Source organism: Micromonospora sp. WMMD730 (assembly GCF_049178955.1).
Taxonomy (GTDB): Bacteria; Actinomycetota; Actinomycetes; order Mycobacteriales; family Micromonosporaceae; genus Micromonospora; species Micromonospora wenchangensis.
In genome coordinates this window covers 3,703,307-3,724,812 of sequence record NZ_JBMHML010000002.1, presented here as the reverse complement: position 1 = coordinate 3,724,812, position 21,506 = coordinate 3,703,307, and the positions used below count along the sequence as shown (strand labels likewise).

Here is a 21,506-nt window from a genome sequence, read left to right as displayed (position 1 = left end):
ACGCCGGTCAGGGCCGGTCGACCCCGGTCACCAGGACTCGACCGGGTCGACGAGGTCGGTGTCCGCCGGTTCCCGGGGCTCGGCCACCCAGGCGGAGAAGACCGGCAGCCCGTGCCACGGCCCGGGTTCGCCGTCCCGGTGGTCGGTGGCCACCGCCAGCACCGCGTACGGGTGCCCGAACCGCAACTCGGCGCTGCGGCGTACTCCCTCCGGTGGGAGGCTGGTCAGGGCGAACGCCCCGGTCACGGCGGCGGCCTCGAAGCCGTACCGGCCGTAGTGCGCCACCGTCGCCTGCCGGGCCTCGACGCCCACGTCGACGCCGAGCAGCCCACCCAGCGCCCGCCCCACCGCCGCGAACCCCAGCCCGGGGGCGGTCAGGTCGTGCTCGTCGTGGGCCGACCAGCAGGGCAGCACCGCCCGGTGGCGTTCCTCCCGGCCGCCTCGGGCGGCGGTGCGCACCGGCTCCTCGCGCAGCGTGCCGAGGGGACCCGGGCCCAGCGGCAGGTCGAACAGCGACCGGCGGGCCGGCTCGCCGTCCACCGCCGCACCGGCCAGCGCGTAGCCGGCGGCGAGCACGTCGGCCGCAGGGACCGCCGGGTCGGCGAGCACCGAGAGCACCACCAGCCCGGCCCCGTCGCGCTCCACCGCCGCGGCGGCGTGCACGGCGACGTCGCCGGCCGGGCCGGTCGCCGCGATCCAGGCCCGGTGCCCGTGTTCCGGGCTGCGCAACACCCGGGCCAGCCGCCCCGCCCAGCCGCCGCCCGACCCGGCCGTCCCGTGCTCCCGGTCCGGTCCGTGCCCCGCGCCCGGCCGGTGGGCGGGTCCGTCGTCCGGTCGGGTCGCGTCGTGCGGGTCGTCGGGGCCGAGCGCCGCGCCGGGCACCAGGTCGAACGGGGTGGCCCAGGAGATCCGGGTGGCCAGGGCACTCGCCAGCGCCAGCAGCACCCGGGGGGAGACGGTCAGCGGGAACCGGTCGATGAGCCCGAGGGTGTGCTCACGGGCCCAGGCGTCCAGGCCCGCCCGGTCGGGCAGCACGCCGGTGGTGGTGCTCCGGGGCAGTCCGTCCCACCAGCCGGCCAGCCGGCCGGGGTCGGTGCCGGGCCGGTGCCAGACGGCGGTGGCCGACGGCACGAGCGGGTGCGGCCGGTCCAGCAGCGCGGTGGCGGCCGCCGCCGCGGTCTCCCCGTCGACACCGAGCACCTCGGCCAGTTCGTCCCGGACCGCGCCGGTGGCGGCCGGCGCGGCGAGCGCCAGCAGCAGCCAGGCCCCGAGCGGGGAGGCGACGTGGTGCCGGTCGCCGAGGTCGGCGTGCAGCCGGGCGGCGTACCGGGTCAGCGGGTCGTACGGGATCGTCGTCATGCCCTCCACTGTGCCCACCGCGCGGGCCGGTGGCACCCCGGTCAGGACCAGAGTTCGAACGGTTCGTCGATCCGCTCGCCGGCCAGGAACGCGGTGAGCAGCGCGGGCAGCCGACCCGGGTAGAACCGGGCGGTGCTGGTCACGATCTCCTCGACCGGCCACCAGCGGAACCCGAAGTAGTCCTCCACCTCGTAGTCGAGGCGGTCCGCGCCGTCGACGTCCGGCGCGGCGGCGTCGAGGCGTACGGTCAGCACCACCTCGTCCTGGACGTGGCGCAACCGGCGGTGGATGAAACTGGCCCGCCGTCGCCAGGTCGGCGGGCCGAGCTGCGCGGCGGTGACCACGAAGCCGGTCTCCTCGCGCAGTTCCCGCAGGGCGGTCTGCGGGTACGTCTCACCGGGGTCGACGCCCCCGCCGGGCAGCTCCCACCAGGTGCCCAGCCGGGGGTGTTCCGGGTCGCGGGTGTGGAACAGCAGGATCAGGCCGTCCCGGTCGCGGACCACCAGCCGCACGGCGGTGCGTTCGATCACCGGCAGGTCCCGGGGCAGTTCGGTCATGGGCCTCCCTCGACGGGGCACCGCCGGTGCGGCGGCGGTGCGACGATGGCGATCATGGTGGAGCTCTTCGGTGAGGTGGCGGACGACTACGACGAGATCCGACCGGGCTATCCGGCCGCCCTCGCCGACACCATCCTCGCCTATCACGGTGGACCCCCCGCCCGGCTGGTCGAGGTCGGCGCGGGCACCGGCCTGGCCACCGCGCTGCTGCGTGACCTCGCCCACCCCGACGGGCCGTCCCACCCGCGTCCGGCGGCGGCCGGCACCGTCCCGGCGCGGGTGACCTGCGTCGAGCCGGACGCGCGGATGGCGGCGGTGCTGGCCGCCCGGTTCCCCGACGTCGAGGTGGTGGTCGCCCGGTTCGAGCAGTGGTCGCCGCCGACGGCCGGGGTGCCCCTGCTGGCCTGCGCGTTGGCCTGGCACTGGCTCGACCCGGCCACCCGCAACCGGCGGGCCCACGACGCGCTGACCCCCGGCGGCACCCTGGCCGTTTTCGCCCACCGGTACGACTACGTCGACCCGGCCCAGTCGGCGGCGATCCGGGCGGCGTTCGAGTCGGTCGACCCGGTGCCGCACCACGACCAGCCGGAGGACTGGTTCCACGCCGACGTCACCGGCAGCGGGCTGTTCACCGACGTCCGGTCGTCGGCGTTCCGCCTGTCGGTGCCGCTGACCACGGCGCGGTACCAGCGCCTCGTCGGCACCTTCTCGCCGCAGCTGCGCCGCCCACCGCAGCAGCGGGAGCGGGTCCTCGCGGCGATCGGGGCCGCCGTCGGCGGCTTCGGCGGCACCGTCACCCTCGACCTGCGGACCACCCTGGTGCTGGCCCGGCGACCGGCCTGACGAAAATTCACCGGACGGTCGTGTCGATCCGGCCCGGTCCCCGTTCGACCAGAGGGTGAGCGGGTCGAACGGCGACCCGACGACGAGGAGCGACGATGGCCAAGTACATGCTGATCATGCGGAACACGGACGAATCCCTGGCGACGATGATGAAGATCCCCCTCGAGGAGATGCTGGAGACGATGGGGCGGTTCAACGACGAGTTGATCCGCGCGGGCGTGCTGGTGGCCGCCGAGGGCCTGGAGGACCCGGCGCAGGGCGTGGTGGTCGACTACAGCGGGGAGACCCCGGTCGTCACCGACGGCCCGTACGGCGAGACGAAGGAGCTGTTCGGCGGCTTCTACCTGCTCGACGTGGCGTCGAAGGAGGAGGCCGTCGAGTGGGCCCGGCGGATGCCGGCGCTGCCCGGCAGCAAGTGCGAGGTGCGTCGGGTCCCCGGCATCGACGAGTTCCCGCAGGACAACGAGTTCATCGTCAGGGAGCGGGAGTGGCGCGAGCGGACCGGCCAGCTCTGAGCACGGTGCCCACCGACGGCCCGCCGGGCGCCGAGTCGGCCCGGCGGGCCGTCGAGGCGCTCTGGCGCATCGAGTCGGCCCGGATCGTCGGCGCGCTGGCCCGGTACACCGGCGACTTCGCGCTCGCCGAGGACGTCGCCCAGGAGGCGGTGGCGCAGGCCCTGGTCGGTTGGGCGCGCGACGGGGTGCCGGCGAACCCGGTGGGCTGGCTGCTCACCGCCGCCCGGAGGCGGGCGGTCGACGCGTTCCGCCGCCGGGCCGCGCTCGACGACCGCTACGCGGTGCTCGCCGGCCGGCTCGCCGGGCCGGCCGGCGGGTCCGGGGACGGGGACCTGCCGTGGGACCCGGACCGGGTCGACGACGACGTGCTGGCGTTGATGTTCGTGGCCTGTCATCCCGTGCTCCCGCCGCCGGCCCGGCTGGCGTTGACGCTGCGGGTGGTCGGCGGCCTGTCCAGCGAGGAGATCGCGCGGGCGCTGCTGGTGCCGGTGCCGACCGTGCAGGCACGGATCACCCGGGCCAAGAAGACGATCGCCGCCGCCCGGGTGCCGTTCGCCCTGCCGGAGCCACCCCAGCGGCGGGAACGCCTCGGCGCGGTGCTGGGCGTGCTCTATGTGATCTTCACCGAGGGGTCGACGGCGACGGCCGGCACCGACCTGCTCCGCCCCGACCTGGCGTACGAGGCGATCCGGTTGGCCCGGACGCTGGCCGCGCTGCTGCCCGCCGAGCCGGAGGTGCACGGCCTGCTCGCCCTGTGTGAGCTGACCGCCGCGCGGTTCCCGGCCCGGGTCGACGCCGACGGCGAGGCGGTGCTGCTGGCGGACCAGGACCGGCGGCGGTGGGACCGGTCGGCGATCCGCCGGGGGATGGCGGCACTGCGCCGGGCCGTGGCGGCGGGGCGCGGCCTCGGGCCGTACGGGTTGCAGGCGTCGATCGCCGCCTGCCACGCCGGTGCCCCGTCGGTGGCGGAGACCGACTGGTCCCGGGTGGTGCTGCTCTACGAGGCGCTCGGCCGGGTGGCGCCGTCGCCGGTCGTCGAGCTGAACCGGGCCGTGGCCGTGGCGATGGCCGACGGGCCGCAGCCGGCGCTGGCCGTGGTGGACGAGGTCGCCGCCACCGGCCGCCTCGCCGGGTCGCACCTGCTGCCGAGCGTCCGTGGTGAGCTGCTCGCCCGGCTCGGCCGGACCGCCGAGGCGCGCGCCGAGCTGGAGGTCGCCGCCAGGCTGTGCCGCAACGTGCGGGAACGGGCGGTGCTGCTGCGCCGGGCCGGTGACCTCGACGGGTGAGCCGGCCCGGCTGGCGGTAGGCTGCCCGCCGTGGCAGGTCTGTTGAGGAACGTGGCGTCCCGGCTCGGCCGGGTGACCGGCGCGCAGCGCGCCACCCCCGGTCCGATCCCGGCGCAGCTGGCCCGGCGGCGTCAGGTCAGCGCCCTGCAACGGCGGGAGCTGTCGTACGCCCCGGAGCCGGACGGTCAGGCCGACCCGGGCGAGATCGTCTGGACCTGGGTGCCCTACGAGGACGACCCGAAGCAGGGCAAGGACCGTCCGGTGCTGGTGGTCGGCCGGTCCAGCCGCACCCTGTTCGGGTTGATGCTGTCCAGCCAGAGCGAGCGGGACGGCCAGCGGCACTGGCTGGCGCTGGGCCCGGGGGAGTGGGACCGTGAGTCCCGTCCGAGCTGGGTTCGGCTGGACCGGGTGCTCACCATGCGCGAGGACGGCATCCGCCGGGAGGGCGCGGTGCTGGACCGGGGGCGCTTCGACCGGGTCGGGCAGGCGCTGCGGTCCGGTTACGGCTGGCGCTGACCACCGGCACCGCCCACCGTCGGGTGGGGTCGCCCCGGCCTGGGCGGCGGCTCAGCACTCGGCGAGGCGGGCGGCGTCGAGCAGTTGCCGGGGTGACTGCCGGCTGGTGACGCCCTTCGCCCGGTACATCGCGGCGTCGGCCCGGCAGAGCGCGTCGGCGAGCTGGGTGGGGCCGGTGACCGGGGCGAGCCCGACCGAGGCGGTGACCCGGACGCTGCACGCGCCCAGCGGGATGGGTGCGGCCATCGCCTCGCAGAGCCGCCGGGTGGCGTGGTCGATCCAGCGCCGGTCGACCGAAGGGCTGGCCAGTAGGCCGGCGAACTCGTCGCCGCCGAGCCGGGCGACCAGGTTGTCGCCGGCGAAGGCGGCCAGCCGTTGGGCGACGCTGATCAGCACCTGGTCGCCGGCGGCGTGCCCGTAGCGGTCGTTGACCTGCTTGAAGTCGTTGAGGTCGAGGACCACCGCGATGAGGGGCTGCCCGCCGGCGTCGGTGAGTAGCGTGGCGGCCAGCCGGTAGAAGGCCCGTCGGTTGGGCAGCCCGGTGAGCGGGTCGTGGCTGGCGGCGTGCCGTTCCGCGGCCAGTTCGGCCTGTAGCTGCTCCAGTTCCGCCTCGGCCTGCAGGGCCCGGCGGCGTAGCTGCCACACCGAGACCAGGGCTCCGGCCGCGGATACGCCGGACGCGACGGTCAACGGATCCGGCACGGGTCCTCCCTCGCAGTGTCGGCGCACGACCCGTGCGGCGGCGCCGTCGTGCCCCGCCGGGTCGTCGTTTGCCCAGGTGAAGCCCTGAGCCTGGTAACCCAAAGTGAACGGATAAGTACCGTCCACGTGCGTTAATCATGCTCGCTGTCCGAAGCAGATGCAATAGCAGATGCACGTGCAGCACGGCCGGATCTGATGTCGCACCGCTCCTTCGACACCGCAACGTCCTCTCGCGACAGTGGTTCCGCACCCCGACAGAAAGACATCCATGCAGCAGCCTGAGAACGGCGTCCCTGTCACCCAGTTGCCTCCGCTGAGGTGGGAGAAGAGCCGCCGCAGCAACCCCAGCGGCAACTGTGTCGAGTTGGCCGAACTGCCCGGCGGGGCCGGCATCGCCGTGCGCAACTCGCGTCATCCCGAGGGGCCCGCCCTGATCTACACGGTGGACGAGATAACGGCCTTCGTCCTCGGTGCCCGCGACGGTGACTTCGACCATCTGATCGGCTGACACCGGCCGGTCCCGCCCACGGGACCGTATCCGTCCGGAGGATGTTCACCTCACCGTCGGTTCATGGCATGCTTACTCGTCGGTCGGGCGGGGGCCAGGGACCGCGATCGGATACAGGGGCATGCGCGGAGGGGCGGGGCACGTGACGATGGTTGCCGCCGAGGGGGGACCGGCCACCGGCCCCACGGTGTTGCGGATGCTGCTCGGCGCGCAGTTGCGCCGGCTGCGGGAGGCCAAGGGTGTCACGCGGGAGGGCGCAGGCTGGGAGATCCGCTCCTCGGAGTCGAAGATCAGCCGGATGGAGCTGGGCCGGGTCGGCTTCAAGGAACGCGACGTCGCCGACCTGCTCACCCTCTACGGGGTGACCGACGTGCAGGAACGCGACGCGCTGCTCAAGCTGGCCCGCGACGCCAACAGCCCCGGCTGGTGGCACCGCTACGGCGACGTCCTGCCCGGCTGGTTCCAGTCCTACCTGGGCCTGGAGGCCGCCGCCGCACTGATCCGCAGCTACGAGGTGCAGTTCGTGCCCGGCCTGCTCCAGACCCCGGAGTACGCCCGGTCGGTGGTCCTGCTCGGACACCGGGGCGCCGCTGTCGAGGAGGTCGACCGGCGGGTAGAGCTGCGCATCCAGCGCCAGCAGGTGCTGGACCGGGCCGACCCGCCGCAGCTGTGGGCGGTGATCGACGAGGCCGCCCTGCGCCGGCCGATCGGCGGCCCGCAGGTGATGCACGGGCAGTTGACCGCGCTGATCGAGGCGACCCGCTCGTCGCACGTCCGGCTGCAGATCATCCCGTTCGACGCCGGTGGCCACGCCGCCGCCGGCGGGGCCTTCACCATCCTGCGCTTCGGCGACGACGACCTGCCCGACATCGTCTACATCGAGCAGTTGACCAGCGCCCTCTACCTCGACAAGCGGGAGGACCTGGACTACTACGCCGCCGCGATGGAGCGGCTCTGCGTCGAGGCCACCCCGCCGGAGCAGACCCCCGAGGTGCTCACCCGACTGCGTGACGAGCTGTACCCGCAGTGACGGCCGCACCGGGTCGCCGGCCCCACCAGGGCGGCCACTACGATGATCGACCGGAGACAGTGGACGGACGCCATCGACGACCGGATGGCGCGGAGTCATGGAGGACCCTGTGACCGCCGATGCCCCGACGGGCGCCGCCCCGCACCCCAGTGACCGGATCGACACCTCGGTCGCCCACCCGGCCCGCCGCTACAACTACTGGCTGGGTGGCAAGGACAACTTCCAGGCCGACCGGGACTCCGGCGACGCGATGGCGGCGGCCTTCCCGACCGTGCGTACCGCCGCCCTGGAGAACCGCCGATTCCTGCGACGCGCGGTCGCCTACCTGGCCGGCGAGGCCGGCGTACGGCAGTTCCTGGACATCGGCACCGGCATCCCCACGGCCGACAACACCCACGACGTGGCCCAGGCGATCACCCCGCAGGCCCGGGTGGTCTACGTCGACAACGACCCGATCGTGCTGGCCCACGCCCGGGCGCTGCTGACCAGCTCGGCCGAAGGCGCCACCGCCTACATCGACGCCGACCTGCGGGAACCCGAGAAGATCCTGCACCACCCCGAACTACGCCGCACCCTCGACCTGGAGCAGCCGGTCGCCCTGATGCTGGTGGCCATCCTGCACTTCGTGACGGAGACCGAGGACCCGTACGGGGTGGTCGGCCGGTTGCTCGCGGCGCTGCCGCCGGGCAGCTACCTGGCCGCGTCACACGCCACCTACGACTACCTGCCACCCGCCGTGGCCGAGGAGGCACGGGCGGGCAACCGTAACGGCACCCCACCCGGCATGATCAACCTGCGCAGTCGGGACGAGTTCGCCCGCTTCTTCGACGGCCTCGACCTCGTCGCCCCCGGCATCGCCTCGGTGGCGCAGTGGCGGGCCGAGGCCGAACCGCAGCCCCGGCCCACGGTTGACGAGGTCAGCGTGTACGGCGCGGTCGGCCGCCTGCCCTGAGGCGGAGCCCGGTCGTCCGTGCGCGGCCGGGCACCCCGTGCGGTCAGGCCGGCTCGACCCGGTCCCCGACAGCCACCCGGCCGCCCCGCACCACCACCGCGTACGCCCCGACACAGGGCTGCGGCCCCAGGCCCGGCAGCGGGACCACCCGGTTGCGTTCCGCCGGCCGGCGCAGCGCCTGCGGGGCACGGGGGAGCGGGCCGTGGGCCAGGGTGGGCACCGCGCAACGGGGGGTCGGCGCGAGCACCCGCAGCACCACCTCCGCGCCGATCCGCAGTTCCCGACCCACCCAGTCGTTCTCCACGAAACCCCGGGCGTCGGTCGCGACCACCAGGTTGGGCCGGTAGCGCGGGACCGCGTCCCGGGTCAGGTCGAGCGCGTCCAGGCTGGCCGTGGTGAGCAGGTGCACCGGCGCGAAGTCGACCAGGCTGCCCGGCGGGGCGACGCCACCGAGCGGGTTGCCGGTCACCGGCACGTCCGCGTCGGCCCCCTCGGCCAGCACCGCGTCCGGGTCGGCCCGGTCCAGCAGGGCGTCGGCGGGCACCGTGTCGGTCAGCGTGACGTCCCGGCCGAGCAGCCGGGACAGTGCGGCGTCCAGGCCGGCGTCGGGATGGTCGAGGACGGTGCCGTCGGGGAGGGCGAGGCGTACCCGGTCGGGGGCGTCGCCGGTGGCGCGGACGCCGAGCAGGGCCGCCCACCGTCGGGGCCGCTTCGCGCTGCCCACCCGGCCGGTGTCGTGGTCGAGCACGGCGAGCCGGCGGTCCCCGGCCACGCCCCGACCGTCCACCGTGGCGTCGGACAGCGCTTCCCCCAGCATCGACTTGACCGGATACCGCCACAGTTCGGTCAGTCGTCCGGGCACCGGCCCAGCGTACCGGCGGATGTCGCCGCCGCGCGTGGTCGATTCGTCGTCCGGCTCGTAACTTTGTCGGATGATCCCACGCTCCCTGGCGCTCAGCCCCCGCACGGTCGTCTCCGCCGAGCCCTCCTCGGACGGGCCGGTGGGGTTCGTCACCGGTCTGGTGGAGCGGCTCGGCGGGCCCGGCGCGGGGCTGGCGGTGGCGCTGGAGAACCTCTTCCCGCCGATCCCCAGCGAGGTGATTCTGCCGCTGGCCGGCTTCGCCGCCGCCCAGGGGCGGATCAGCCTGGTCTCGGCGATCCTCTGGACGACCCTCGGGTCCGTGGTCGGCGCGTGGGTGCTCTACGGCATCGGCGCGGCGCTGGGACGCGACCGGATGCGGGCCATCGCGGCCCGCCTGCCGCTGGTGAAGCTGAGCGACGTGGACCGCACCGAGGCGTGGTTCCTCAAGCACGGCGTCAAGGCGGTGTTCTTCGGCCGGATGATCCCCATCTTCCGCAGCCTGATCTCCATCCCGGCGGGGGTGGAGCGGATGCCGATCATGACGTTCCTGCTCTACACCACGCTGGGCAGCCTGATCTGGAACACCACCTTCGTGATGGCGGGGTTCCTGCTCGGCGACAACTGGCACGTCGTCGAGGAGTACGTCGGGTCGTTCCAGAAGGTCGTCATCGTGGTCTGCGTCGCGGTCGCCGGCTGGTTCGTGGTGAGCCGGGTCCGCCGGGCGCGTGCCGCCCGCGCCGCCGCCCCGACCACCGACGCCTGGTCCGCCGACGCCGCACCCGGGGGTGACGTCGCGGGGCAGCCGGACGTCGCCGACGGCGCGCCCTACCGGGGGACCGTCTACCGGGGCGGACTCTGGGGACGCGACACCGACTGACGGCGCCCCGGGCCCGGCGCGCGGTCCCGGTCCGGCCGGAATGATCCGTTGCGGCGGCCGGGCCGTACTGCTGTGCGGGGACCGGGACAGGGGAGGCGCGATGGTGGAGCCGGGGCAGGAGCACCGTCCGACGACGGAGGAACGGCGACCGGTCTTCGAGCCGGTGATCGAGGTGACCGGGGAACCGGTCGAGGCGACGGGGGAACCGGAGTACCGCTCCCCCTGGCCCCGCGGCGCGCGGCTGCTGGCGGCCGCCGCGGTGCTGGTGGTCGCGCTCGGTGCGATCGCGGTGGTGGTGACCATGGCGAACCCCGAGCGGCTGGGGATCGTCTCCTCCGGTGACCGCGCCGCGCCCCCGGCGCCGGCGACCGCCGATCCCGGCGGCGCGGGTGCCGCCGAGGCCGCCGAGCGGACCCTGACCGCGCCGGTCGACGGGCTGCGCCGGGCCACCTTCGAGCTGCTGGACGGGGTGACCTCGTTCCGGCTGCGCACCGCCGACCTCGGCGCCGACCTGTACCGGATCAGCAGCCCGGCCGACGCCGGACTCACCCCCCGGCCCGAGGTCGCAGGCGACCGGGTGCAGTTGCGGGTGACCCGCCGGGACCGGCCCGGCCGGGGCGTCGTCGACGTGACGCTCAACGAGCGGCTGACCTGGCGGCTGCGGCTGGTCGGCGGGGTCAGCGACCACGTTCTCGACCTCACCGGCGCGCGGCTGTCCGGGGTGGAGCTGATCGGCGGCGCGGCCCGGATCGACCTGCGGCTGCCGCCGACCACCGGCACCCGCACCGTCCGGATGACCGGTGGGGTCAACCAGTTCGTCGTCCACGCGCCCGACGGCCCCCCGGTCCGGGTCCGCGCCGTCTCCGGCGCGGGCAGCGTCGTCTGGTACGGCGACCGGCGCGACGGGTTGGCCCGGGGCGCGACGGTGGGCTCGCCGAACTGGGACCGGTCACCCGACCGGCTCTACCTCGACCTGGTCGCCGGGGCGAACACGGTCACCGTCGTCGAGGACTGAACCGTCCGGGGCCGGACCGGTGGCGGGCCGGCCGGCATAGAGTCGGGTGGTGGACCGTACCGAATCGTTGCCGGCGCAGACCCGACCACCCGGCGTCGCCGCCGAGGACCCGGGCAGTGTGCTGCTGCCCGGCCACGACGTGCCGCTGGGCCGGTACACCACCGTGCGCCGGCTGCTGCCGCAGCGGGCCCGCCGGATGGTCGGGGCGTGGTGCTTCGTCGACCACTTCGGCCCGGACGACGTGGCGCAGCGTCCCGGCATGGAGGTGCCCCCGCACCCGCACACCGGCCTGCAGACGGTGACCTGGCTGCTCGACGGCGAGATCGTGCACCGGGACAGCCTCGGCAACGTCCAGCCGATCCGCCCCGGCCAGCTCAACGTGATGACCTCCGGGCACGGCATCGCCCACTCCGAGCGGTCCCCGGCCACCCGTCCGCCGCTGATGCACGGGTTGCAGCTGTGGGTGGCGCTGCCCGACCCGGCGCGCGCCGGTGCCGCCGGCTTCGCCCACCACGCCGACCTGCCCCGCTGGCGGTCCGGCGACTGGGAACACACCCTGCTCGTCGGCGAGCTGGCGGGCGAGGCGTCCCCGGCGGTGGTGCACACCCCGCTGCTCGGCGTGCAACTGGCGGCGCACGGCCCGGCCCCGGCGACGCCGCGACTGCGACCCCGCTTCGAGTACGCGCTGCTGGCGATGTCCGGTCGGGCCCGGGTGGACGGTGTGTCGTTGGAGCCCGGCGCGCTGCTCTACCTCGGCACCGGGCGGGACGGGGTGGAGTTGACCGCCGAGCCGGGTAGCCGGCTGATGCTGCTCGGCGGCGAGCCGTTCGACGAGCCCCTGGTCATGTGGTGGAACTTCGTCGGCCGCTCGCACGAGGAGGTGGCCACCGCCCGGGCGGACTGGATGGCCGGCCGGCGGTTCGGGCGGGTCACCGACGACGCGGCCCCGCCGCTGCCCGCCCCGCAACTGCCGACCGTCCGGTTGAAGGCCCGGGACCGGCGGGGTGACCTGCACGGTTGACCCGCCCGGTGGTGTGCTCGCCCACAGTATTCCCAAAATCAGCCGTACGGGTGATGGCGTGGCCTACGATGATCGTGGCAGCGATGCCCACCCGGTTCGGGTGGCCGCCCGGCGGTTCGCCGGTGAACAGGCACGCGTGCGCCCCAGGTCGCGGTTCGCGACCCGGGGCGCCCGCCTGTCCGGGGTCAGATGCTCCGCAGGTGCTGTGCGACCCGCTGGTGCTGTTTCTCCCTCGCCTGCTGCGCCCGCCGGGTGGGGTCGACCTCGGGGGCGGGGTCGATCCGGGCCGAGCGGGCCACCTCCGCGTCGTTGGCGTAGTCCACCGGCGGCAGCGCCCGCAACGCCCGCAGCACGTCCGGCGGTGCGCCCTCCCGTTCGGCCTGACGCACCACGGCGTCCTTCGCCGCCGGGTAGTCCAGGCTGGACAGGTACCGCAGGACTTCGGTCCGACTGGCCATCGGTGGGCCTCCTCGCCGCCTCGATCCGGTCACGATCGGCGGCGGTTACCCGTCCGGCGGCCGGTCACGCGCAGCCGGCGCGGAAAGCGGGGCGGGCGGCGTCGTTTCCGGGGCGTCCCGGCGGGTAACCGGGCCGCCTCATGTCGAAGGGAGCCCCGCATGAACTACGACACCTTCGTCGACCAGGTGGCCCGGCGGGTCCGTACCGACCCGGAGCGGGCGGTGGTGCTGGTCCACGCGACGCTGTCGACCCTCGCCGAACGGTTGACCGGGGGTGAGGTGCTCGACCTGGCGACGCAGTTGCCCGCGCCGTTGCGGCTGGCGCTGCGTCCCGGCCCCGGCTCGGAGGCGGCCGAGCAGTTCGGCGCGGCCGAGTTCGTCGCCCGGGTGGCGCGGCGGGCCGAGCTGGACGAGCCGGCCGCCCGGAACGTGGTGCGGGTGGTCTTCGGCACCGTCCACGAGGCGGTCAGCGGCGGCGAGTTCGACGGTCTGGTGACCCGGCTGCCCCGCGACTACCGCGACCTGGTGGAGCCCGCGCTCGCCCCCGGCATGGCCACCGGGCGCCGGGCCTGACCCAACCGGCCGGGCACCGGGGCGGCGGGTCGGGGCACCCAGCCGTTGACCAGGGCAACCACGCCCGGAACGGGAGTCCGCCCTGACTTGGCGAGTCGTCCGGACCTGGCCTAACCTGGTCCGCACGAGGGGAGTACTTCCCACGAACCATTCCGGTCAGTACGGCGCGCCCCGGGTGCGCCTCGGGTGGTTGCCCACGGCGAACGTGGGTGAAGGAGACCTCGAACATGGCACGGTGTTCGAGGAGGCTCCATGACCGATCTGTCGTACTTTGCTGCCGGTGGGTTGTCGTCGGTCGGCACCCCCACCCTGTGGGCGGTGACCATCGTCGGCGTGCTCGCCCTGCTGGTCCTCGACTTCCTGGTCACCCGACGCCCGCACGAGGTGTCGATCCGGGAGGCGCTGGGCTGGTCGGCGTTCTACATCGCGCTGCCGTTGGCCTTCGGCGGCTGGGTCTGGTACCGCTTCGGCTCCCAGCAGGGCGTCGAGTACCTGACCGGCTACCTGGTCGAGAAGTCGCTGTCGGTCGACAACCTCTTCGTGTTCATGCTGCTGCTGGCCGCCTTCGCGGTACCGGCCGTGCTCGCCCAGCGGGTGCTGCTCTACGGCATCGCCGGCGCGCTGGTGCTCCGCGCGGTCTTCATCGCCCTCGGCGCGGCGGCGTTGCAGACCCTCGACTTCGCGTTCCTGATCTTCGCCATCATCCTCATCGCCACCGCCGTCAAGCTGCTGCGCGACGCCCTCTCCGGGCACGAGCAGGAGGTGGACATCAACAAGATGCGGTCGGTGCGGCTGCTGCGCCGGTTCATGCCGGTGGTCGAGGAGTACCACGGCACCCGGATGACGATCCGGCAGCACGGCCGGCGGGCGCTCACCCCGTTCGCCCTGGTGGTGGTCGCGGTGCTCGCCACCGACATCGTCTTCGCGGTCGACTCGGTGCCCGCCGTCTACGGCATCACCGAGGACCCCTACCTCGTCTTCGCCACCAACGCCTTCGCCCTGCTCGGGCTGCGGGCGCTCTACTTCGTGCTGCACGCCGCGCTCAGCCGCCTGGTGCACCTCAGCTACGGTCTGGCGATCATCCTGGCCTTCATCGGCGTCAAGCTCGGCCTGCACTGGGCGCACGGCATCTGGCCGGGCGTGCCGGAGATCCCCACGCTCGCCTCGCTCGGGGTCATCATCGGCGTCCTGGTCGTGGTCACCCTCACCAGCCTGCGGGCCACCCGCGACCGGGAGCCCGGTGACGCCGAGGTGGTCGTCGACAAGCACTGACCGTACGCGACCGGCGGCGTCGGGCGACGGGGCCGCCGCCGGTCGCGGCCCGGTCCGCCGGAACCCTCCCGCCCACGCCCCCTGCGGTGGTAGGACTGACGGGTGGGAATCGTGTCACCGGGCTTCCAGGGCCGCCGTCGGACGAGCGACCCGGCCCTGCCGCCGGGGCAGTACCTGACCGAGGACTTCCCGGTGCTGTCCGCCGGGCCGACCCCCCGGGTCCCGCTGGACCGGTGGGAGTTCGTCCTCAGCACCGAGACCGGCGACGAGGTCCGCTGGTCCTGGGCGGAGCTGATGGAACTGCCCCAGGAGACCCCCACGGTGGACATCCACTGCGTCACCCGGTGGTCGAAGTTCGGCACCAGCTGGCAGGGCGTCTCGCTGGACGTGCTGCTCGACGGCGTGGACACCGCCGCCGACTACGCCCAGGCCCACTCGTACGGCGGCTACACCACCAACCTGCCGCTGGACGACCTGCGCGACGGGCAGGCCTGGGTGGTACACGGCTACGACGGCGAACCGCTGCCCGCCGAACACGGCGGCCCGGCCCGGCTGCTGGTGCCGCACCTCTACTTCTGGAAGTCCGCCAAGTGGGTACGCGGCCTGCGGCTGACCGTCGAGGACGAACCCGGTTTCTGGGAGACCGCCGGCTACCACGACTACGGCGACCCGTGGCGCGAGCAGCGCTACCAGGGCGACTGAGGTGACCGGGGCGGGTGGCCGGCCGGCGACGCCGCTGGGCTGGCGGGTGGCCCGGCTGGCGCAGCGCCGGGTCGAGACACCCACCGCGCAGACCCTCGTGCTGTCCGTGCCCGACTGGCCGGGACACCTGCCGGGGCAGCACGTCGACGTCCGGCTCACCGCCCCCGACGGCTACCAGGCGGCCCGCTCGTACTCGCTTGCCGGGCCGGCCGACGGCGACCGGATCGCGCTGACCGTGCAGCGGGTGCCCGACGGCGAGGTGTCGCCGTACCTGACCGACACCTGGGCCGAGGGGGACCCGGTGGAGGTGCGCGGCCCGGTCGGCGGCTGGTTCGTCTGGCGCCCCGAGCAGACCGCGCCGGTGCTGCTGGTCGCCGGCGGCTCCGGGGTGGTGCCGCTGATGGCGATGGTGCGGGCCCGCCGGGCGGCCGGCAACCGTGCGCCGTTCCGGCTGATCTACTCGGTCCGCACCCCGGCGGACGTGATCTACGCCGACGAGCTGCGCACCCGCGCCCGCGACGACCTCGGCCTCGACGTCAGCTACGTCTACACCCGCGAGGCCCCCGACGGCTGGCGGGGCGAGCCGCACCGGATCGGGCTGGCCGACGTGAACACCCACGGCTGGCCGGCGGACCTGGAGCCGCTCTGCTACGTCTGCGGCCCGACCGGCTTCGTGGAGACCGTCGCGGACCTGCTGGTGGGGCTGGGCCACCCGACCCGGCGGGTCCGCACCGAACGGTTCGGGCCCACCGGCTGACCGGCGAGGAGTTCCAATGACCGAGATGTCCTACCTGGACGGCAACATGCTCGACGGGCCACTGCGCGAGCTGTTCGCCGTGGACCTGAGCGGGGCGACCGGGCGGTGCGCGTCCTGCGGCATGGTCGGCCCGATGGCCGGCCTGCGCGTCTACGCCCACGCCCCCGGGCTGGTGGGTCGCTGCCCGGCCTGCGCCGAGGTGATGCTGCGGCTGGTCCGGGCCCCCGACCGGGCGTGGCTGGACCTGCGCGGCGCCACCTACCTCCAGGTGCCGATGCCGCCGACCAGGCCGCCGTCCCTGCGCTGATCAGTGCGGTGCGGCGGCGACCGACGCCCGACGCACCAGCGGACACGGCAGGGCGACGTGCCGGGCCACCCGACGGCGGGCGCCCTTCGGCCGGTCGAGCAGCTCCACCATGGTCTCGACCGCCCAGGTGCCCATCCCGTGGTGCGGCAACGCCACACTGGTCAGGGCGGGGAACAGCCCGTCGGCGATGACCTCCTGGTTGGCGCAGCCGACCACCGAGAGCTCCTGCGGGACCCGCAGGCCGAGTTCGGCCGCCGCCCGGTAGACACCCATCGCCATCGCGTCGGTGAAACAGAACAGCGCCGTCGGCCGGTCGGCCGAACCGAGCAGGGCGCGGGCCGCACGGTGCCCACCGGCGGGGTCACCGACGTCGGCGTGCACCAGTTCCGGCCGGTACGGCACCCCGGCCGCCCACAGCGCCTCCCGGTAGCCGAGCAGCCGACCCCGGGCGGCGGGGACGTCGTCGACGGTGGTGACGAAACCGATCCGCCGGTGCCCGTGGGCGAGCAGCTCCCGTACCGCCGTGGCGGCGCCGCCACGCTCGTCCGGCACCACCGAGGGGAGCGTGGCGTCGGCGCTGCGGGCGTTGAGCAGCACCACCGGCATCGGGCGCAGCTCGTCGGGGACCCGCACCACCCGGTGGTCCATGGTCGCGTAGAGCACGCCGTCGACCCGGTGCCGGGCCAGGGCCCGGATCTCCCGCCGTTCCACCTCGGGGTCACGGCCGGTGGTGAGCAGCAGCACCCATCCGCGCGCCGACGCGGTCTCCTGCGCGCCCAGGACGAGCCGCCCGGCCTGGCCGGTGGCCGCGACGACGTCACCGAGCAACCCCAGGGCGTACGACCGTTGCAGCCGCAGCCCCCGGGCCAGCCCGTTCGCCGCGTAACCGAGCTGACGGGCGACCGTCTCGACCCGCTCCCGGGTCTGGGCGCTGACCCGGGTGCCGGACTTGTTGTTCAACACGTGGGACACGGTGGTCACCGAGACACCCGCGGCGGCGGCGACGTCCCGGATGCTCGCCTTCGGACCCATCGGTTCACCTTCGTGTCGCTCGTGTCTCGGCCGTCGGGCGCGACGGTCCGACAACGCTAGCCGACCGCACCCACCGGTGGAGATCACGGAGGGTCCCGCGTACGGGATGGTCGCCCGGCGGTGCCGACGGGTCGCCGGACGGCGGTCCGGACCGTCCACGCGGCACCGCCCGCCGGGCCGACCGGCGGGCGGTGCCGCCCGGCTCAGATCCGGGAGGTGAAGGCGACCAGCACCTGGTTCGGCGCGGGAGTGCCCGTGTTGTCGAAGCAGATCACGTCCACCGGGGCGTCCACCGCGTACGACCACGGCTGGGTCAGGTTGCAGTAGTTCGGCCCGGTGCCCTGCGCGGTGACCTGGGCGTGCGTCTCCTTCTGCCCGAGCTGCTTGAAGGTGACCAGGTAGCGGCCGACCGGCGCGAGCGGCGCGATGGTGTTGACGCCCACCCCGAGCTGGGAGTTGTCGTTGGTGGGGCCGCCCGCCGCGCTGGCCAGGTGACCGAAGAACGTCGGCGGGGCCAGCGACCCGACCACCGAGCGTCCCCGGTGGTAGGAGAGGGTGAAGTCGGTGTTCACCGGCGCGCCGGCCTGGTCGAAGCAGAACACGTAGACCAGCACGTCGGTGCCGGAGGCGCCCCAGCGGGCGACGGTGCACCGGCGCGGACCGGCGTTCGGCTGGATCGCGGTGGCCTGCACGTTGCCGGCCAGCACCCCGGCCAGCCCGACCCCGGGCAGCTTCACCGACCACTGCCCGACACCCAGCGGGGCCAGCGCGGCGGGGGCCCCGGTGGACACGTACGACTGGACCAGGCCGCTGACCCCGCCCTGGACGTAGGCGTGTGCGGTGCCGGCCGGCAGCACCCCGGAGCTGGCGGTCCACAGCACGGTGAACCGGCTGTCGTCGCGGGTGCCTCCGGGGGCGAAGCACTGCACGTCGACGATCTCGTCGGTGCCCGACTGGAACCAGCGCACCACGGTGCAGTAGTGCCCGGCGCGGTCGACCGGGGTCACGTGCGGCACCCCGCGCGCACCGGCGCCGATCTGCGGGAAGCGCACCTGGAACCGGCCCGGGGCGAGCTTGATGCCGGTGGCCCAGGCGGCCGGGAACGCGGCCTTCCAGGTGCCCCACTGCCGGGTGGTGTCCAGCACGGTCCAGCTGGTGACGGTGGGGTTGTCGACGTAGGCGAAACCCCAGCGGTCCGCGGTGGCCGCCGCGGCGGGTGCGGTCGGCGCGAGCCCCACGGCCGCCAGCAGGGCGGCCAGTGCGACGGCGACGACACGGCGAAGTCTCATCTGTCCCTCCGATTGGTGGTGGTCGAACAGGAACTCAGCGTGGGCGGAAGGCACGCCGAAAGCAACGGTGTCGGCTACGCGGTGTGACTACAGTCGGGAGCCCGTCACTGATGTATCAAATGGCCCGCGACGCCCTCGTCGGCCGCCCCGGCGGTGCCGGGGCGACCCGACACGTTTGTCGCGCTGACCGCCGGGAAGGGAGCGGACATGACGAAACCTCGTGTGGTGATCGTGGGCGCCGGTTTCGCCGGTTACCACGCGGCGAAGACGTTGCGTCGGCTGGCCGGCGGACGGGCCGAGATCGTGCTGCTGAACTCGACCGACTACTTCCTCTACCTGCCGCTGTTGCCCGAGGTGGCCGCCGGGGTGGTCGAACCCACCCGCATCTCGGTCCCGCTGACCGGCACCCTGCCCGGGGTCCGGGTGGTCGTCGGCGAGGCCGACCGGGTCGACCTGCGCCACCGCTGGGTCGGTTTCACCAACCCGGAGGGGGAGCGGGGCCAGCTCGCCTACGACCGGCTGGTGCTCTGCGTCGGCAGCGTCAACAAGCTGCTGCCCATCCCCGGGGTGACCGAGTACGCCCACGGTTTCCGGGGCCTGCCCGAGGCGGTCTACCTGCACGACCACGTGGTCCGCCAGATCGAGCTGGCCGAACAGGCGCAGGACCCGGCCGAGCAGCAGGCCCGGGCCACCTTCGTCGTGGTGGGCGCGGGCTACACCGGCACCGAGGTCGCCGCGCACGGGCAACTGTTCACCGACGCGCTGCACGCCCAACGCCCCCGGCTGACCGTCCGGCCCCGGTGGATGCTGCTGGACGTCGCCGCCCGGGTGCTGCCGGAGCTGGACGAGCGGATGTCGCGGACCGCCGACCGGGTGCTGCGCCGTCGGGGGGTCGACGTGCGGATGGGCACCTCGGTCGCCGAGGCCACCGCCGACGGGGTGCACCTCACCGACGGCGAGTACGTCCCGACCTGCACGCTGGCCTGGTGCGTCGGGGTACGCCCCGACCCGTTCGTGGCCGAGTTGGGCCTGCGTACCGAGAAGGGCCGGCTGGTGGTCGACGAGTACCTCAACGTCCCCGGCTTCCCCGAGGTGTACGCCTGCGGCGACGCCGCCGCCGTGCCGGACCTGACCCGGCCCGGGCAGCTCTGCACGATGACCGCCCAGCACGCGCAACGGCAGGGCAAGCTCGCGGCGCACAACATCGCCGCCTCCTACGGGCGCGGCAGGCGTCGCCCGTACCAGCACCACGACCTGGGCTGGGTGGTCGACCTGGGAGGAAAGGACGCGGCGGCGAACCCGCTGAAGCTGTCGCTGTCGGGGCTGGCCGCCAAGGCGGTCACCCGGGGCTACCACCTGCTGGCGATGCCCGGCAACCGGGCGCGGGTGAGCGCCGACTGGGTGCTCGACGCCGCGCTGCCCCGCCCGGCGACGCAGCTCGGTCTGGTTCCGGCCCACGCCGTGCCGTTGGAGAGTTCCTCGCCCGAGGTGCCGGTGCACACCCGCTGAACCGGGGGCACGGGACGCGGGCGGGCGTCGGTGACGCCCTGCGTCCCTGCTTCATTCAGACCTGCCCCGGCTTCACTCCCGTGGGGTGAGGGGTGCTCACCCGCGCGGGACGGACCATCGGGACGACCGGAGGTCTTCCGAGGCACGCGGAAGGGTAGGTCGTCATGAAGAGGATCGTGGAGATCGTCCCGGCCCGTCCCGGCTGGTACTCCCGCTGGCAGGTCGGCCCCGAGGTGACCCGGTGCTACCCGGTGAGCCTCTGGGCCCTGGTGGAGGAGGCCGACGGATCGGGCCGTGAGGTGGTGGGCATGGACTGCGCCGGGCAGTGGCCCGGAGCGGAGGACAACGAGTCGGGCGGGGGGTTCGTCCGGTACCTGTTCCAACTGCCCGATTCCGGTCCTCCGGAGGACGCCGAACCCCCGTCGTCCGTCGCGCCCCGGTCGACCGGGCCGCGCCGGCAACCCGCCGTCGAGGCGCAGGAGATCGTCGTCAGCGCCTGACGGCGAGCCCCCGCCCGGGCCTTCCTCCCGGCCCCCGACCCCTGGTCCCAGGGGCGGGGGCCACCCCGGCCGGACGCCTCAGCCCACCTCGCGGACGTCGTCGGCGGCCCCGGCCGCCGGCTGTTGCTCCACCGCCAGCAGCTCGGCCAGGCCGGTGCGGTCGAGCAACTGCTGGAGCCGGGCGCTGACCCCGGTCAACCGGACCGGACCGGCGCCGCCCTGACTGAGCACCACGAACGCGCTCAGCCCCGACGAGTCGCACAGACCGACCCCGCCCAGGTCGACGATCAGGGCGCGGTGGCCCTCCGCGCGGACCCCGGCCGCCGCCTCGATCAGCTCCGGGGCGGTGTCGAAGTCGAGGTCGCCGGTGAGCCGCAGCCGGGCGGTGCCGGCGTCGAGCCGGGTCACCTCGATGGTCAACAGCTGCGGGCGCATGTCCCCATGTTCCCAGCAACGGATGATCGGGAAACGTCGGGGTTCGGCCGACCCGGTGACCGGGTCCGGGCGGACGGTTCAGGCGGACGCGGCCGGGCGTTGCGGTGCCGGGGCGGACCGCTGCGGCAACTGACGGGCCAGCAGGCCGGTGATCCCGGTCATGTCGAGGATGGTGGTCAGGAAACGGGGGACGGCCCGCAGCCGGACCAGCGTCCCGACCCGTTGCCCCTCCCGCCAGGCGTGCACGATGACCGACAGGCCGGTGCTGTCGATGAAGGTCAGCCCGGAGAAGTCGAAGACGACCACCGTAGGGCGCTCCACCAGCACCCGGTCGACCTCCACCCGCACCGGGCGGGAGGTGGCGTAGGCCAGCTCACCGCCGACCGACAGGACCGGCGCTCCGGGGTCGGAGCGGTCCACCGACATGGTCAACGGGGCGGTCTCGGTTTTCCTTCCAGGGGGCACCACAGCACGCCTTTCCGCAGGGCCGACGGTCGGGCCGGACTACGCCGGATCGTAACAACCCGACGGTGGGCCCGCAGGGGTGCGGAACCGCGCTCGGGCCGCCGTGCGGTGGCGGTGCCCGCGTTCGGGCGTAGGCTGAGCGGAACAGATTGGAACATACGGCC

Annotated in this window: 26 protein-coding genes; 17 read left to right on the top strand and 9 right to left on the bottom strand. The window is 74.4% G+C overall.

Translation table 11 applies throughout. The features are described from left to right. Window positions 1-27: 27 nt before the first annotated feature. Both ACN265_RS16400 and ACN265_RS16395 read right to left on the bottom strand, forming a co-directional pair. Complete coding sequence (locus ACN265_RS16400) at window positions 28-1,359, bottom strand: hypothetical protein (protein WP_421408441.1); 1,332 nt, start codon at window positions 1,357-1,359, stop codon at window positions 28-30. Window positions 1,360-1,400: 41 nt separating this feature from the next. Beyond that, window positions 1,401-1,916 (bottom strand): NUDIX hydrolase, encoded by a 516-nt coding sequence (locus ACN265_RS16395; protein ID WP_377684634.1) that lies wholly within the window; start codon window positions 1,914-1,916, stop codon window positions 1,401-1,403. Between the two features lie 54 nt (window positions 1,917-1,970). Here ACN265_RS16395 and ACN265_RS16390 point away from each other — a divergent pair, with 54 nt between their 5' ends. The 4 genes from ACN265_RS16390 to ACN265_RS16375 all read left to right on the top strand — a co-directional run bounded on the left by ACN265_RS16390 (window position 1,971) and on the right by ACN265_RS16375 (window position 5,076). Then, window positions 1,971-2,759, top strand: coding sequence for a class I SAM-dependent methyltransferase (locus ACN265_RS16390; RefSeq protein ID WP_421408440.1), 789 nt, complete (start codon window positions 1,971-1,973; stop codon window positions 2,757-2,759). 95 nt (window positions 2,760-2,854) lie between these two features. Beyond that, window positions 2,855-3,274 (top strand): YciI family protein, encoded by a 420-nt coding sequence (locus ACN265_RS16385; protein ID WP_421408439.1) that lies wholly within the window; start codon window positions 2,855-2,857, stop codon window positions 3,272-3,274. 5 nt (window positions 3,275-3,279) lie between these two features. Next, window positions 3,280-4,560 (top strand): RNA polymerase sigma factor, encoded by a 1,281-nt coding sequence (locus ACN265_RS16380; RefSeq protein WP_421411511.1) that lies wholly within the window; start codon window positions 3,280-3,282, stop codon window positions 4,558-4,560. 30 nt (window positions 4,561-4,590) lie between these two features. Next, window positions 4,591-5,076: a type II toxin-antitoxin system PemK/MazF family toxin gene (locus ACN265_RS16375; protein WP_420118874.1), complete on the top strand. Its 486-nt coding sequence runs from the start codon at window positions 4,591-4,593 to the stop codon at window positions 5,074-5,076. Window positions 5,077-5,127: 51 nt separating this feature from the next. On the opposite strand, the gene ACN265_RS16370 is transcribed toward ACN265_RS16375, so the two are convergent. Then, window positions 5,128-5,778: a GGDEF domain-containing protein gene (locus tag ACN265_RS16370; RefSeq protein WP_204924602.1), complete on the bottom strand. Its 651-nt coding sequence runs from the start codon at window positions 5,776-5,778 to the stop codon at window positions 5,128-5,130. Between the two features lie 268 nt (window positions 5,779-6,046). On the opposite strand from ACN265_RS16370, the gene ACN265_RS16365 reads away from it, so the two are divergent. The 3 genes from ACN265_RS16365 (at window position 6,047) to ACN265_RS16355 (ending at window position 8,268) form a co-directional block, all read left to right on the top strand. Continuing rightward, complete coding sequence (locus tag ACN265_RS16365; protein ID WP_204924601.1) at window positions 6,047-6,286, top strand: DUF397 domain-containing protein; 240 nt, start codon at window positions 6,047-6,049, stop codon at window positions 6,284-6,286. A gap of 148 nt (window positions 6,287-6,434) precedes the next feature. Next, window positions 6,435-7,316, top strand: a complete 882-nt coding sequence (locus ACN265_RS16360; RefSeq protein WP_420118881.1) for a helix-turn-helix domain-containing protein — start codon at window positions 6,435-6,437, stop codon at window positions 7,314-7,316. A 97-nt stretch (window positions 7,317-7,413) separates the two neighbouring features. After that, a complete protein-coding gene (locus ACN265_RS16355; RefSeq protein WP_421408438.1) occupies window positions 7,414-8,268 on the top strand; it encodes an SAM-dependent methyltransferase in 855 nt (284 codons plus the stop codon). Window positions 8,269-8,311: 43 nt separating this feature from the next. Here the strand turns inward: ACN265_RS16355 and ACN265_RS16350 are convergent, their stop codons facing one another. Further along, on the bottom strand, window positions 8,312-9,130 hold the full coding sequence (locus tag ACN265_RS16350; RefSeq protein ID WP_421408437.1) for an MOSC domain-containing protein: 819 nt from the start codon (window positions 9,128-9,130) through the stop codon (window positions 8,312-8,314). A 70-nt stretch (window positions 9,131-9,200) separates the two neighbouring features. On the opposite strand from ACN265_RS16350, the gene ACN265_RS16345 reads away from it, so the two are divergent. From ACN265_RS16345 to ACN265_RS16335, 3 genes are all read left to right on the top strand, one after another. Beyond that, window positions 9,201-10,007: a DedA family protein gene (locus tag ACN265_RS16345; RefSeq protein ID WP_421408436.1), complete on the top strand. Its 807-nt coding sequence runs from the start codon at window positions 9,201-9,203 to the stop codon at window positions 10,005-10,007. 100 nt (window positions 10,008-10,107) lie between these two features. Beyond that, complete coding sequence (locus tag ACN265_RS16340; protein ID WP_421408435.1) at window positions 10,108-11,022, top strand: hypothetical protein; 915 nt, start codon at window positions 10,108-10,110, stop codon at window positions 11,020-11,022. A gap of 49 nt (window positions 11,023-11,071) precedes the next feature. Next, entirely contained in the window at window positions 11,072-12,043 is a 972-nt protein-coding gene (locus ACN265_RS16335) for a pirin family protein (protein ID WP_421408434.1), read from the top strand. 185 nt (window positions 12,044-12,228) lie between these two features. Here ACN265_RS16335 and ACN265_RS16330 read toward each other — a convergent pair whose 3' ends face one another. Further along, window positions 12,229-12,501, bottom strand: coding sequence for a DUF2795 domain-containing protein (locus tag ACN265_RS16330; RefSeq protein ID WP_204924596.1), 273 nt, complete (start codon window positions 12,499-12,501; stop codon window positions 12,229-12,231). A 159-nt stretch (window positions 12,502-12,660) separates the two neighbouring features. Here ACN265_RS16330 and ACN265_RS16325 point away from each other — a divergent pair, with 159 nt between their 5' ends. From ACN265_RS16325 to ACN265_RS16305, 5 genes are all read left to right on the top strand, one after another. Next, on the top strand, window positions 12,661-13,074 hold the full coding sequence (locus tag ACN265_RS16325; RefSeq protein ID WP_204924595.1) for a DUF2267 domain-containing protein: 414 nt from the start codon (window positions 12,661-12,663) through the stop codon (window positions 13,072-13,074). 252 nt (window positions 13,075-13,326) lie between these two features. Further along, entirely contained in the window at window positions 13,327-14,346 is a 1,020-nt protein-coding gene (locus ACN265_RS16320; protein WP_204924594.1) for a TerC/Alx family metal homeostasis membrane protein, read from the top strand. A 102-nt stretch (window positions 14,347-14,448) separates the two neighbouring features. Then, window positions 14,449-15,048 carry a sulfite oxidase-like oxidoreductase gene (locus ACN265_RS16315; RefSeq protein WP_204924593.1) on the top strand — a complete coding sequence of 200 codons (600 nt, stop codon included), beginning with the start codon at window positions 14,449-14,451 and terminating at the stop codon, window positions 15,046-15,048. A 1-nt stretch (window position 15,049) separates the two neighbouring features. Beyond that, entirely contained in the window at window positions 15,050-15,805 is a 756-nt protein-coding gene (locus ACN265_RS16310) for a ferredoxin reductase (protein ID WP_421408433.1), read from the top strand. 16 nt (window positions 15,806-15,821) lie between these two features. Then, a complete protein-coding gene (locus ACN265_RS16305; RefSeq protein ID WP_421408432.1) occupies window positions 15,822-16,112 on the top strand; it encodes a DUF6510 family protein in 291 nt (96 codons plus the stop codon). Here the strand turns inward: ACN265_RS16305 and ACN265_RS16300 are convergent, their stop codons facing one another. Together ACN265_RS16300 and ACN265_RS16295 are read right to left on the bottom strand one after the other, a co-directional pair. After that, the gene (locus ACN265_RS16300; protein WP_421408431.1) at window positions 16,113-17,144 is read right to left on the bottom strand and encodes a LacI family DNA-binding transcriptional regulator; all 1,032 of its coding nucleotides are present in this window, start codon (window positions 17,142-17,144) and stop codon (window positions 16,113-16,115) included. Window positions 17,145-17,347: 203 nt separating this feature from the next. After that, window positions 17,348-18,433, bottom strand: a complete 1,086-nt coding sequence (locus ACN265_RS16295) for a hypothetical protein (protein ID WP_357926921.1) — start codon at window positions 18,431-18,433, stop codon at window positions 17,348-17,350. Window positions 18,434-18,640: 207 nt separating this feature from the next. Here ACN265_RS16295 and ACN265_RS16290 point away from each other — a divergent pair, with 207 nt between their 5' ends. Further along, window positions 18,641-19,942: an NAD(P)/FAD-dependent oxidoreductase gene (locus ACN265_RS16290; RefSeq protein ID WP_420118863.1), complete on the top strand. Its 1,302-nt coding sequence runs from the start codon at window positions 18,641-18,643 to the stop codon at window positions 19,940-19,942. A 164-nt stretch (window positions 19,943-20,106) separates the two neighbouring features. Beyond that, window positions 20,107-20,442, top strand: a complete 336-nt coding sequence (locus ACN265_RS16285) for a hypothetical protein (protein ID WP_421408430.1) — start codon at window positions 20,107-20,109, stop codon at window positions 20,440-20,442. Between the two features lie 78 nt (window positions 20,443-20,520). On the opposite strand, the gene ACN265_RS16280 is transcribed toward ACN265_RS16285, so the two are convergent. Beyond that, window positions 20,521-20,877: an STAS domain-containing protein gene (locus ACN265_RS16280; RefSeq protein WP_420115476.1), complete on the bottom strand. Its 357-nt coding sequence runs from the start codon at window positions 20,875-20,877 to the stop codon at window positions 20,521-20,523. A gap of 78 nt (window positions 20,878-20,955) precedes the next feature. After that, window positions 20,956-21,303 (bottom strand): STAS domain-containing protein, encoded by a 348-nt coding sequence (locus ACN265_RS16275; protein ID WP_421411509.1) that lies wholly within the window; start codon window positions 21,301-21,303, stop codon window positions 20,956-20,958. Window positions 21,304-21,506 lie beyond the last annotated feature (203 nt).

Excerpts from the sequence above, each read along its gene's own strand:
- ACN265_RS16285 (WP_421408430.1), top strand. The coding sequence starts at position 20,107 with ATGAAGAGGATCGTGGAGATCGTCCCGGCCCGTCCCGGCTGGTACTCC.
- ACN265_RS16355 (WP_421408438.1), top strand. The coding sequence starts at position 7,414 with ATGGAGGACCCTGTGACCGCCGATGCCCCGACGGGCGCCGCCCCGCAC.
- ACN265_RS16365 (WP_204924601.1), top strand. The coding sequence starts at position 6,047 with ATGCAGCAGCCTGAGAACGGCGTCCCTGTCACCCAGTTGCCTCCGCTG.
- ACN265_RS16275 (WP_421411509.1), bottom strand. The coding sequence starts at position 21,303 with ATGTCGGTGGACCGCTCCGACCCCGGAGCGCCGGTCCTGTCGGTCGGC.
- ACN265_RS16340 (WP_421408435.1), top strand. The coding sequence starts at position 10,108 with ATGGTGGAGCCGGGGCAGGAGCACCGTCCGACGACGGAGGAACGGCGA.
- ACN265_RS16320 (WP_204924594.1), top strand. The coding sequence starts at position 13,327 with ATGACCGATCTGTCGTACTTTGCTGCCGGTGGGTTGTCGTCGGTCGGC.
- ACN265_RS16390 (WP_421408440.1), top strand. The coding sequence starts at position 1,971 with ATGGTGGAGCTCTTCGGTGAGGTGGCGGACGACTACGACGAGATCCGA.
- ACN265_RS16395 (WP_377684634.1), bottom strand. The coding sequence starts at position 1,916 with ATGACCGAACTGCCCCGGGACCTGCCGGTGATCGAACGCACCGCCGTG.
- ACN265_RS16295 (WP_357926921.1), bottom strand. The coding sequence starts at position 18,433 with ATGAGACTTCGCCGTGTCGTCGCCGTCGCACTGGCCGCCCTGCTGGCG.
- ACN265_RS16400 (WP_421408441.1), bottom strand. The coding sequence starts at position 1,359 with ATGACGACGATCCCGTACGACCCGCTGACCCGGTACGCCGCCCGGCTG.
- ACN265_RS16300 (WP_421408431.1), bottom strand. The coding sequence starts at position 17,144 with ATGGGTCCGAAGGCGAGCATCCGGGACGTCGCCGCCGCCGCGGGTGTC.
- ACN265_RS16305 (WP_421408432.1), top strand. The coding sequence starts at position 15,822 with ATGACCGAGATGTCCTACCTGGACGGCAACATGCTCGACGGGCCACTG.
- ACN265_RS16385 (WP_421408439.1), top strand. The coding sequence starts at position 2,855 with ATGGCCAAGTACATGCTGATCATGCGGAACACGGACGAATCCCTGGCG.
- ACN265_RS16325 (WP_204924595.1), top strand. The coding sequence starts at position 12,661 with ATGAACTACGACACCTTCGTCGACCAGGTGGCCCGGCGGGTCCGTACC.
- ACN265_RS16345 (WP_421408436.1), top strand. The coding sequence starts at position 9,201 with ATGATCCCACGCTCCCTGGCGCTCAGCCCCCGCACGGTCGTCTCCGCC.
- ACN265_RS16330 (WP_204924596.1), bottom strand. The coding sequence starts at position 12,501 with ATGGCCAGTCGGACCGAAGTCCTGCGGTACCTGTCCAGCCTGGACTAC.
- ACN265_RS16290 (WP_420118863.1), top strand. The coding sequence starts at position 18,641 with ATGACGAAACCTCGTGTGGTGATCGTGGGCGCCGGTTTCGCCGGTTAC.
- ACN265_RS16280 (WP_420115476.1), bottom strand. The coding sequence starts at position 20,877 with ATGCGCCCGCAGCTGTTGACCATCGAGGTGACCCGGCTCGACGCCGGC.
- ACN265_RS16360 (WP_420118881.1), top strand. The coding sequence starts at position 6,435 with ATGGTTGCCGCCGAGGGGGGACCGGCCACCGGCCCCACGGTGTTGCGG.